Source organism: Streptosporangium sp. NPDC000095, from assembly GCF_042899335.1.
Lineage (GTDB): Bacteria > Actinomycetota > Actinomycetes > Streptosporangiales > Streptosporangiaceae > Streptosporangium.
Genome location: NZ_JBIAZS010000027.1, coordinates 63545 through 76853, shown reverse-complemented (window position 1 = coordinate 76853; position 13309 = coordinate 63545). Strand labels below are relative to the sequence as shown.

Genomic DNA, 13309 nt, shown 5'->3' with positions numbered 1-13309 from the left:
CGCCGCCAACGACACCATCACCGCGAACGAGACCGGCTGCACCACATCCACCCGATCCAGCCCCGGCGCACCCTCCACCTGACGCACCACATCCAACAGCGACCACTCCACGAACGGCTCCAACGCCGCCGCACACTCGGCCATCCGAGCCGCGAACACCGCCGACTCCTCCAGCAGAGCCGCACCCATCCCCACCCACTGCGCCCCCTGACCCGGGAACACCCACACCGACTTCCCAACCACATCGGCCACACCCTCAACCACACCACCGGCCACCGGCTCACCGGAAGCCACCTCGCCCAGCCCTGCCAGCAACTCCTCGCGATCTCCGCCGACCACCACCGCGCGGTGCTCGAACACCGACCGCGAGACCGCCAGCGACGATCCCACATCCACCGGCTCAAGCTCACCGGCTGCCCGCACGTGCGCCAGCAATCGCCCGGCCTGCGCCCGCACCGCCTCCTCGGTCTTTGCCGACACCACCCACGGCACCACACCCGGCGCTTGGCCCTGGTCACGCGACTCCCGCTCAGGAACCTCCGGTCCCTGCTCAAGGATCAGGTGCGCGTTGGTGCCGCTGATCCCGAACGACGACACACCCGCCCGACGCGGACGACCCGTCTGAGGCCACTCGACCTGCTCGGTCAGCAACTCCACCGCACCCGAGGCCCAGTCCACGTGCGACGACGGCTCGTCCACGTGCAGCGTCCGAGGCAGCACCCCGTGCCGCATCGCCATGACCATCTTGATCACACCCGCCACACCGGCCGCCGCCTGCGTGTGACCCAGGTTCGACTTGATCGACCCCAGCAGCAGCGGCCGATCCTCGTCCCGATCCTGACCATAGGTCGCCAGCAGCGCCTGCGCCTCGATCGGGTCACCCAGCGTCGTACCCGTACCGTGCGCCTCCACCGCGTCCACCTCGGACGCCGAGAGCCCGGCGCCTGCAAGCGCCTGACGGATCACCCGCTGCTGAGACGGACCGTTCGGCGCGGTCAGACCATTCGACGCGCCGTCCTGGTTCACCGCCGAACCCCGAACCACCGCGAGCACCTGGTGGCCGTTGCGGCGCGCGTCCGACAGCCGCTCCAGCACCAGCATGCCCACACCTTCGGAGTAGTTGGTGCCGTCCGCCGCGTCAGCGAAGGACTTGCACCGCCCATCGCCTGCCAGCCCACCCTGCGCGCTGAAGCCGATGAACACCGCCGGAGTGGCCATCACGGTCACACCACCCGCAAGCGCCAGGTCGCAGTCACCCGAGCGCAGTGCCTGCGCCGCCATGTGCATCGCCACCAGCGACGACGAACACGCCGTGTCCACCGTCACCGCAGGACCCTCCAGGCCCAGCGCGTACGAAATCCGGCCGGTCGCGACGCTGCCCGCCGTACCGGTGCTGATGAAGCCCATCGCCTCCGGTGGGAGTGCGGCGCTCATCCCGTAGTCGTGATACATCACCCCGGCGAACACGCCGGTACGGCTGCCGCGCAACGAGATCGGGTCCACGCCCGTCCGCTCGATCGCCTCCCACGACGTCTCCAGCAGCAACCGCTGCTGCGGGTCCATCGCCAGCGCCTCACGCGGCGAGATCCCGAAGAACCCCGGATCGAACTGCGTGGCACTCTCCAGGAAGCCACCCTCGCGCACGTAGTCCGAACTGTACGAGGCCCCCAGATCCCAGCCTCGCGTGGTCGGGAACTCGGAGATCCCGTCCCCACCCTCGGCCACCAGCCGCCACAGATCCTCCGGAGAGGCGACCTCACCCGGGAAACGGCACGCCATGCCCACGATCACGACCGGATCGTTCGTCACCGGCACCGGCATCGCGGGAACCCGCACATCGGCGTCCTCACCGAACAGTTCGGCCAGCAGGAAGTCCGCCAGTACGGTCGGTGTCGGGTAGTCGAACACCAGCGTGGACGGCAACCGCAGCCCCGTCGCGGCGTTCAGCCGGTTACGCAACTCGACCGCGGTAAGGGAGTCGAAGCCCAGCTCACGAAACTCCCGACGCACCTCCACCATGTCGGACGAGGCATGACCCAGCACCATCGCCGCCTCGACACGCACCAGGTCCACCAGCACCTCGGCCCGCTCGGCCGCCCCCAACGGAGCCAACCGCTGCAACAACGTCGCGGCCACCACCGAACCCGACGCCGCCGACCGCCGACCGCTCCGCACCAGACCACGCAACAACGCCGGCACCTCGCCGTAGGTGCGTATCGAAGGAAGATCCAGCCGAACCGGAACCAGCACCGCGTGCTTCAGCGCGGTAGCGGCCTCGAACAGCGCCATGCCCTGCTCCACCGACAGCGGCGGCATGCCCGTACGGGTGATCCGCTGCATATCGATATCGCCCAGCGTGCCGGTCAATCCGGTGTCCTGGGTCCAGGGCCCCCAGGCCAGCGAGAGCGCGGGCAGCCCTTCGGCCCTGCGCACCTGCGCCAAGGCGTCCAAGAACGTGTTCGCGGCCGCGTAGTTGCCCTGCCCTGCGGAGCCCATCACGCCAGACAGGGACGAATAGGTGATGAACGCCGCCAGATCCAGATCCCGGGTCAGCTCGTGCAGGTGCCAGACGGCGTCGACCTTCGGCCGGAGGACCGTCTCCAGCCGCTCAGGCGTGAGCGACGGGATCGTGCCGTCGGCCAGCACACCGGCGGTGTGGATCACCGCGGTCAGCGGGTGCTCGTCGTCCATCTGCGCCAGCAGGGCCACCACCTGGTCGCGGTCGGCCATGTCACAGGCCGCGACCGTGACCTCAACCCCATGCGCGATCAACTCAGCCTGCAACTCCACCGCACCCGGAGCCTCCAGACCTCGACGGCTGGTCAGCACCAGATGCCGCACCCCGCGCTCGGCCACCACATGCCGAGCCAGACTCCCTCCCAGACCACCGGTACCACCAGTGATCAACACCGTCCCCTCCGGATCCCACAACCCCTCGGCCTCCCCCACCGGCGCCACCCGCACCAGACGCGGCACCCGAATCCCACCCTCACGCACCGCCACCTGCGGCTCACCCGAAACCAGCACCCCCGCCAACACCGACGACGACAACCCACCGTCACCATCGACGTCGACCAGCACGAACCGGCCCGGATTCTCCCACTGCGCCGACCGCACCAACCCCCACACCGCCGCAGCCGCCAGATCAACGACCACATCACCGTCCCGCGCCTCGACCGCGCCCCGGGTCACGAACACCAACCGCGACCCCTCAAACCGCCCATCGGCCAACCACCGCTGCAGCAGTTCCAACATCTGCGCGGCCACCGCGTGCGTCGACTCCACCACACCCCCGGCATCGGCCGACCCCACCGAGACCATGACCACATCCGGCACCGGATCCAGCAGGGCCAGGTCAGAAAGGGCTTCTCCGGCGAGTTCGACCACGTCTGGTTCGGCGTCGGATACCGGCATCTGAGCCGAGGGCGTCCACTCCAGCCCGAACAACGCGTCCCGCTCCACCGCCGGGGTGCTACCGACGGCGACGAGCTGGTCGGCCGAGACCGGGCGCAGCACCAGGGAACGCGCCGACACCACCGGCTCCCCGGCGAAGTCCACCGCGCTCAGCGACACCGCGTCCTCGCCCACCTTGGCCAGTCGCACCCTCAGCAGGGTCGCCCCACTCGCGTGCAGGCACACCTCGTCCCAGGAGAACGGCAAGCGCGTACCCGCCGCGGCGTCCAGCCCGGCGAAACTCACCGCGTGCAACGCCGCGTCCAGCAGAGCCGGGTGCACCCCGAACGACCCCGCGTCCGACTGCGCCTCCTCCGGCAGCGCCACCTCGGCGAACACCGCGCCATCGGCACCACGCCACGCCGCCCGCAATCCCTGGAACACCGGACCGTAGGTGAGCAACCCTTCGGCCAGCTGGTCATAGAGGCCGTCCAGCTCGATCGCGGTCGCGCCGGCCGGCGGCCACACCGCCGTGTCGAACGGCATCGCGGCCCGGTTACCCGTGGCGAGCGTGCCGGTGGCGTGCCGTACCCACGGCACCTCCTCGGCCGCGTCCGCCGAACGGGCGTAGACACTCACACTCCGCCGACCGGTCTCCTCCGGCGCACCCACCGCGATCTGGACCACGACCGCGTCGTCCTCGCCCAGCACCAGCGGAGCATCCAGGATCAACTCCTCGACCACCTCGCAGCCGACCTGGTCACCGGCACGCACCGCCAACTCCACGAACCCGGTCCCCGGGAAGAACACCATCCCGGCCACCACATGATCGGCCAGCCACGGATGCGACGAGAGCGACAAGCGGCCCGTCAACAACACACCGTCGGAATCGGCCAGGCCCACCGCCGCGCCCAGCAACGGATGACCCGTCGCGGCCAGGCCCAGCACATGAGCGTCACCGCTCTGCTTGGCGTTCGGCCAGAACCGCTGGTGCTGGAAGGCGTACGTCGGCAGATCCACCCGGCGGCCGCCCGGCAGCACCTGCAGCCAATCCACCGTCACACCACGCACGAACAGCTCCGCCGCCGACGTCAGCACCCGCTCCAGACCGCCCTCGTCGCGACGCAACGTCCCGGCGATCACGGCCTCCACCTCGGCCGCGTCCACACACTCACCGACCCCGACCGTCAGCACCGGATGCGGACTCACCTCGACAAACACCCGATACCGCTGCTCCAGCAACTCTCCGACCGCCGGAGCGAAAGCCACCGTACGCCGCAAGTTCTCACACCAATACCCGGCCCCCAGCTCCGGACCCTCCACCCACTGGCCGGTCACGGTCGACAGCATCGGCACCCGCACCGAACCCGGGCTCACCTCCGCCAGCACCGCTGCCAGCTCCTCGGCGATCAAATCGACCTGCGCCGAATGCGAGGCGTAATCCACCGCGATCCGCCGCACCCGAACATTCTCAGCCGACAACCGCTCGACCAACTCCTCGACCGCCGCGACCTCACCGGCCACCACCACCGAGTTCGGACCGTTCACCGCCGCCACCGACACCCCATCCACCAAAACGGCCTCAACCCGCTCGACCGGCAGCGCCACCGACGCCATCGCCCCCAACCCCGCCAACCGCTCACCGATCAACCGGCTCCGCAACGCCACCACCCGGGCGCCATCGGACAACGACAACCCGCCGGCCACCACCGCCGCCGCGATCTCCCCCTGCGAATGCCCCACCACCGCATCCGCACGAACCCCCAGCGACTCCCACACCGCCGCCAACGACACCATCACCGCGAACGAGACCGGCTGCACCACATCCACCCGATCCAGCCCCGGCGCACCCTCCACCTGACGCACCACATCCAGCAGCGACCACTCCACGAACGGCTCCAGCGCCGCCGCGCACTCGGCCATCCGCGCCGCGAACACCGCCGACTCCTCCAGCAGAGCCGCACCCATCCCCACCCACTGCGCCCCCTGACCCGGGAACACCCACACCATCCGGCCATCTACATCGGCCACACCCCGCACCACCCCGGGCGCCGACTCACCCGCGCTCAGCGCACCCACACCCGCCAGCAGACCCCCACGATCCCCGCCGACCACCACCGCACGGTGCTCGAACACCGACCGCGACCCCACCAGCGAGAACGCCGTGTCCACCAGGCCCAGCTCGTCGCGCGTGTCCATGAACGCCGCCAGACGACCCGCCTGCGCCCGCAGTGCCTCCTCGCTCTTGCCCGACACCACCCACGGCACCACACCCACGGCCGAACCGGTATCACCGGCCTCCGGCTCCGCGACCTGCGGCCCCTGCTCCAAAATCATGTGTGCGTTGGTGCCGCTGATCCCGAACGACGACACCCCCGCCCGACGCGGACGACCCATGTCCGGCCAGTCCATCGTCTCGGTCAGCAGCTCCACCGCGCCCGAGGCCCAGTCCACATGCGACGACGGCTCGTCCACGTGCAACGTCTTGGGCAGCACCCCGTGCTGGAGAGCCATGACCATCTTGATCACGCTCGCCACACCCGCCGCCGACTGCGCGTGACCGAGATTCGACTTGATCGACCCCAGCAGGATCGGTCGCTCCTCCGGCCGGTCCTGGCCGTACGTCGCCAGCAGCGCCTGCGCCTCGATCGGGTCACCCAGCGTCGTCCCCGTACCGTGCGCCTCGACCACGTCCACCTCGGAGGGAGACAGCCCGGCGACAGCAAGCGCCTGACGGATCACCCGCCGCTGCGAGGGGCCGTTCGGCGCGGTCAGACCGTTGGACGCACCGTCCTGGTTGATCGCCGACCCGCGAACGATCGCGAGCACCTGGTGACCGTTGCGCTGGGCGTCCGACAGCCGCTCCAGCATCACCAGGCCGACGCCCTCGGACCATCCGATACCGTCCGCCGAGTCGGAGAACGCCTTGCAGCGGGCATCCTGCGCCAGGCCGCCCTGCTCACCGAACTCCGCGAACGCCGCGAGAGTCGTCATCACCGTCACACCGCCGGCGAGGGCCAGCGAGCACTCCCCGTTGCGCAGGGCCTGTGCCGCCATGTGGATGGTCACCAGCGACGAGGAGCACGCGGTGTCCACCGTCACCGCCGGACCCTCCAGCCCGAAGGTGTAGGAGATCCGGCCGGAGGCCACGCTACCCATCAGGCCGGTCATGATGTAACCGAGAGACTCCTCCCCGGGCGTGTAGCCCGAGCCGGAGGCACCGATGAAGACGCCGGTCTCACTGCCGCGCAACGAGTCCGGGTCGATGCCCGCGCGTTCGAGGACCTCCCAGGCCGTCTCCAGCAGCAGCCGCTGCTGCGGGTCCATCGCGAGCGCCTCACGCGGTGAGATCCGGAAGAACTCCGCGTCGAACCCGGGGGCGTCGGAAACGAACCCGCCCTTCAGGCCCAGAGCGCTGAACCCTTCCCATCCGCGACCGGCCGGCAGCGGGGTCATCACGTCCTGCCCCTCGACGACCAGCCGCCACAGATCCTCCGGAGAGCTCACCTCTCCGGGGTAGCGGCAGGCCATCGAGACGATGACGATCGGGTCGTCCCCGACCGAGACCGTGGCCACCGGCAGGATGGCGTCGCCGTGCGCGCCGAGCACCTCGCTCAGCAGATACTCACCGAGCACGGTGGGGGTGGGGTAGTCGAAGACGAGGGTGGAGGGCAGCCGCAGCCCGGTGGCCACGTTGAGGCGGTTGCGCAGTTCGATCGCGGTCAGCGAGTCGAAGCCCAGCTCGCGGAACTCCCGTCTGACGTCCACCGCCGTGGAGTCGGAGTGTCCGAGGACCGCAGCGGCCTGACCGCGGACCAGATCGGTCATGAACCGAGTCCGGTCGGTCTGCGTCAGCCCGGCCAACTGCCGCACCAACGCTCCCTCATCGGCCGCACGCGCCACCGCCGCCGTACGGCGGGTGCCGCGCACCAGGCCGCGCAGCAGCGGCGGCACCAGCTGAGCGGGCATCGCCGGTAGGTTCAGCAGGACCGGAAGCACCAGCGGTGCGTCCGACCCCAGGGCCGCGTCCAACAGCGCCATACCCTGCTCGGTGGTGATCAGCGGCAGTCCGGCCGAGGTGATTCGCTGCACGTCGGCCTGCGACATGGCCCCGGTCATCCCGGTGGCCTGCGCCCACAAACCCCAGGCCAGCGACAGCCCTGGCAGTCCCTGCGCCCGGCGCCGCGCCATCAACGCGTCCAGCCAGGCGTTCGCCGCCGCGTAGTTGCCCTGACCCGCGTTGCCCATGACCCCGGCGAACGAGGAGAACACCACGAACCCGGCCAGGTCCATGCCCTCGGTCAGCTCGTGCAGATGCCAGGCCGCGTCCACCTTCGGCCGCAGCACGGTGTCCACCCGCTCCGGCGTCAACGAGGTGATCGTCCCGTCGTCCAGGACTCCGGCGGTGTGAATCACCGCGGTCAGCGGATGCTCCTCCGACACCCCGGCCAGCAGACCGGCCACCGCGTCCCGGTCGGCCATGTCGCACGCGGCGACGGTGACCTCGACCCCGTGCGCGATCAACTCCGCCTGCAACTCCACCGCACCCGGAGCCTCCAGACCCCGGCGGCTGACCAGCAGCAGATGACGCATCCCGTGCTCGGCCACCAGATGCCGGGCCACCTCCGCACCCAGACCACCCGTCCCACCGGTGATCAACACCGTGCCCTGCGCGTCCCAGACCCGGGGCATCGTCAGCACAAGCTTGCCGGTGTGCCTGGCCTGGCTCATGAACCGGAACGCCTCCCGGCCCCGCCGCACATCCCACGCCGTCACCGGCAACGGCCGCAACTCACCCGCCGCGAACAACTCCATCAACTCGCCCAGCATCTGCCGCAGCCGCTCCGGCCCGGCATCCGCCACATCGAACCAGTGATATTTCAATCCCGGGAAGCTCTCCTGGTCGCGGATGTCGAGTTTGCCCAACTCGATGAACCGGCCACCCGGACGCAGCAGACGCGCCGAGGCGTCGATGAACTCACCCGTCAGCGAGTTGAGCACCACATCGACGCCCCGCTCACCGCAGACCTCCCGGAAGCGGTCCTCGAACTCCAGGGTGCGCGAGGAGGCGATGTGGTCGTCCGGGATGCCCAGGGAACGCAGTACCTCCCACTTGGCCGGACTCGCGGTCGCGAAGACTTCCACCCCGAGCCGCTGCGCCAGCTGGATCGCCGCCATCCCGGTCCCACCGGCGCCCGCGTGCACCAGCAGCCGCTCGCCTTCCCGCAAGCCCGCCAGTTCCATCAGCCCGTAATAGGTGGTGAGGAACGCCACCGGGATCGTCGCGGCCTGCTCGAACGAGCAGTGATCGGGAATCTTCACCAAAATCACGGCTTCGGCGACGACCACCGGTCCGAACCCGCCATCGGCCAGACCCATCACCCGATCCCCCGGACGCAGGTCCTCGACGCCGGGACCGACCTCAAGGACCACCCCGGCGACCTCACTGCCCATCAGGCCGACCTTGTCCTGGAACCACCCCAGCGCGTTCAACCCGTCCAGCAGGTCACGGAAGTTCACCCCCGCCGCACGCACCGCCACCCGAACCTGACCGGCCTCCAACGGCTCGGCCGCCTGCGGGAACGGCAGCAACTCCAACGCGTCCAGGCTGCCCTTGGCCCGGCTGCCCAACCGCCACGGCGTACCCGACGGAGGCAACAGACCCGCACCCGAGGTCAGCGACGCCAACCTCGGCACCCGCACCCCACCCTCACGCACCGCCACCTGCGGCTCATCCAGTGTCGGCATCGCGAGCAGTACGTCGCGCAAAGCAGCGAGCGAGGAATCCTGATCATCCAGGTCGACCAGCACGAACCTGCCCGGATTCTCCGACTGCGCCGACCGCATCAGGCCCCACACCGTCGCGGCCGCCAGGTCGGTGATCGCCTCGCTCTCGCTCACGGCCACGGCGCCCCGCGTGACGAGCACCAGCCGCGAATCGGCACACCGCTCATCGGCCAGCCACCCCTGCAGCAGGCCCAGCACCCCGGCCGTCACCGCATGCGCCGAGATCGCCTCGTCCCCGGCCTGATCGACCCAGACCTCGGCCAGCACCACGTCGGGCACCGGCCCCGCCTCGGTCAGTGCCGACAGATCACGGTGAACCGCGACCGGCTGGCCGGCCGACTTCCGTATTTCGGCAAAGCCCAGCGGGTCGGGCTCGCACCCCGCAAAACCGACCACTGCCACCGGCACCACATCGACCATGGAAAGCTCCGGCAGCGGAGCCCAGTCCAACCGGAACAACCCGTTCCCCGCCGTCGCCTGCCCGCCATCGGCGGCGGCGAGTTGGTCGGGCGAGAACGGGCGCAGCACCAGCGAACGCGCCGACAGCACCGGCTCCCCGGCAACGTCCACCGCGACCAGCGACACCGAGTCGGCAGCGGTCCGGCTCAGCCGCACGCGCAGCATCGCCGCCCCGGTGGCGTGCAGGCTCACCTCTGCCCAGGAGAACGGCAACCGCGTCCCCACCTCGTCGTCCAGTCCGGCGAACGTCGAGGCGTGCAACGCCGCGTCCAGCAGCGCCGGGTGCACCCCGAACGCATCCGCACCCGACAGCGCCTGCTCGGGCAGGGCGACCTCGGCGAACACCTCGCCCCCCTCGCCCCACCAGGCCGCTCGCAACCCTTGGAACACCGGGCCGTACGCGAGCAACCCCTCGGCCAGCCGGTCATAGAAACCGTCCAGCCCGATCGCGGTCGCACCGGCCGGCGGCCACACCGCCGTGTCGAACGGCACGACGGCCCGGCCACCCGTGGCGAGCGTGCCGGTGGCGTGCCGCACCCACGGCACCTCCTCGGCCGCGTCCGCCGAACGGGCGTACACGTTCACGCTCCGGCGACCCGACTCCTGAGCCGCGCCCACCCACACCTGCACCGCGACGGCGTCGCTCTCACCCAGCACCAACGGCGCGACCAGGGTCAGCTCCTCCACCACGTCACACCCGACCTGGTCACCGGCACGCACCGCCAGCTCAAGGAAACCGGTGCCGGGGAAGAACACCATTCCGGCGACCGCGTGATCGAGCAGCCACGGATGTGAACGCAACGACAACCGTCCGGTCAGCAGCACCCCATCCGAGTCGGCCAGGCCCACCGCCGCGCCCAGCAGCGGATGATCCGTCGCGGCCAGTCCCGCCGCAGCCACGTTTCCGGCCCCGGATCCCGTTCCCTCGGGCCAGAACCCCTGATGTTGGAAGGCGTAGGTGGGCAGGTCCACCCTGCGGCCGCCCGGCAGCACCTGCTGCCAGTCCACCGTCACACCGCGCACGAACAGCTCCGCCGCCGACGTCAGCACCCGCTCCAGGCCGCCCTCGTCACGGCGCAACGTCCCGGCGATCACGGTGGTGGCGTCGGTCTCGTCCACGCACTCGCCGATGCCGACCGTCAGCACCGGATGCGGACTCACCTCGACGAACACCCGATACCGCTGCTCCAGCAACTCTCCGATCACCGGAGCGAAAGCCACCGTGCGCCGCAGATTCTCACACCAATACCCGGCCCCCAGCTCCGGACCCTCCACCCACTGACCCGTCACCGTCGACAACATCGGCACCCGCACCGGCTGCGGCGCCACCCCCGCCAGCACCCCGGCCAGCTCCTCGGCGATCAGATCCACCTGCGCCGAATGCGAGGCGTAATCCACCGCGATCCGCCGCACCCGCACCCCCTCAGCGGAAAGACTCTCGATCAACTTCTCCACGGCTTGAACCTCACCGGCCACCACCACCGAGTTCGGGCCGTTCACCGCCGCCACCGACACCCCCTCGATCAAGGCGGCCTCAACCCGCTCGACCGGCAGCGCCACCGACGCCATCGCCCCCAACCCCGCCAACCGCTCACCGATCAACCGGCTGCGCAACGCCACCACGCGGGCGCCGTCCTGCAACGACAGGCCACCGGCCACCACCGCCGCCGCGATCTCACCTTGGGAATGACCCACCACCGCATCCGCACGAACGCCCAGCGACTCCCACACCGCCGCCAACGACACCATCACCGCGAACGACACCGGCTGCACCACATCCACCCGATCCAGCCCCGGAGCACCCTCCACCTGCCGCACCACCTCCAGCAACGACCACTCCACGAACGGCTCCAACGCCGCCGCACACTCAGTCATCCGCGCCGCGAACACCGCCGACTCCTCCAACAACCGCGCACCCATCCCCACCCACTGCGCCCCCTGACCCGGGAACACCCACACCGACTTCCCAACCACATCCGCCACACCGGACACCACACCCGCCGTGGGCTCACCCGAAGCCACCGCACCCAACCCCGCCAGCAAACCCTTGCGATCCCCGCCGACCACCACCGCACGGTGCTCGAACACCGACCGCGACACCACCAGCGAGAACGCCGTATCCACCAGTGCCACCTCACGATGGCCCTCCACATGCGAGACCAGCCGCTCGGCCTGCGCCCGCAACGCCTCACCCGTACGACCCGACACCAGCAGCGGAACCACGTCGGCGGCCGGCGGCCGTGCCTCCGGAGCGCCTTCTCCCTCCGGCGCTTCCGGCCCCTGCTCGAGAATCACGTGCGCGTTCGTACCGCTGACCCCGAACGACGACACACCCGCCCGGCGCGGACGACCCGTCTTCGGCCACTCGGCCGACTCGGTCAGCAGTTCCACCGCGCCCGCCGACCAGTCCACGTGCGAGGACGGCGCGTCCACGTGCAGCGTCTTGGGCAGCACCCCGTGCCGCATCGCGAGCACCATCTTGATCACACCGGCCACACCGGCCGCCGCCTGGGTGTGGCCGAGGTTCGACTTGATCCCCCCCAGCAGCAGCGGACGCCCCTCGTCCCGGTCCTGGCCGTACGTCGCGAGCAGCGCCTGCGCCTCGATCGGGTCACCCAGGACCGTGCCGGTGCCGTGCGCCTCCACCGCGTCCACCTCGGACACCGAGAGCCCGGCCCCGGCCAGCGCCTGACGAATCACCCGTCGCTGCGAAGGGCCGTTCGGCGCCGTCAACCCGTTCGACGCGCCGTCCTGGTTCACCGCCGAACCCCGCACCACCGCCAGCACCTGGTGACCGTTGCGGCGCGCGTCCGACAACCGCTCCAGCACCAGCATGCCCACACCCTCGGACCAGCTGGTGCCGTCCGCGCTGTCGGAGAACGCCTTGCACCGGCCATCGGGCGCCATCCCGCCCTGCGCGCTGAAGCCGACGAACACCATCGGCGACGTCATCACCGTGATGCCACCGGCCAGCGCGAGCGAGCACTCCCCCGACCGCAGCGCCTGTACCGCGAGGTGCAGTGTCACCAGCGACGACGAACACGCCGTGTCCACCGTCACCGCGGGCCCCTCCAGGCCCAGGGTGTAGGACAGGCGGCCCGACAGCACGCTGGCTCCCAGACCGGTGACGCCATGGCCCTGAAGATCCACCCGAGTGCTCATGATCAGGTTCATGTAGTCCTGACCGTTGGTGCCCACGAACACCCCGGTGGAACTACCCTTCAGCGAGGCCGGGTCGATCCCGGCCCGCTCGACCGCCTCCCACGTCGTCTCCAGCAGCAACCGCTGCTGCGGGTCCATCGCGAGCGCCTCACGCGGCGAGATCCCGAAGAACCCGGCGTCGAACCCCGCCACATCCGCCAGGAACCCACCCTGGACCTCGCCACCCGCGCCGTCGGATCCCAGCTCCGACGACATCCCCAGGTCCCAGCCCCGATCGGTCGGGACCGGCGAGATCGCGTCCTCGCCCTCGGCCAGCAACCGCCACAAATCCTCAGGAGAGGCGACTCCACCTGGAAAGCGGCATGACATCGACACGATGGCGATCGGCTCACGCTTGCCCGACTCCACCTCTTCGAGCCGTCGGCGGGTCTCGTGCAGATCGGTGGCGACCGACTTCAGGTAGTCAACGAGCTTCAGGTCTTCCGACATGGGAGAAGCCCTCCAGGCT

At 70.2% G+C, this 13309-nt stretch carries 1 protein-coding gene; it reads right to left on the bottom strand.

Annotated elements, in window-relative coordinates; genetic code table 11:
• Window positions 1–13290, bottom strand: a 13290-nt coding sequence (locus ACFY3V_RS37160) for an SDR family NAD(P)-dependent oxidoreductase (RefSeq protein WP_389779951.1), incomplete at its 3' end; no start/stop codon positions are given.
• Between the last annotated feature and the right edge of the window lie 19 nt (window positions 13291–13309).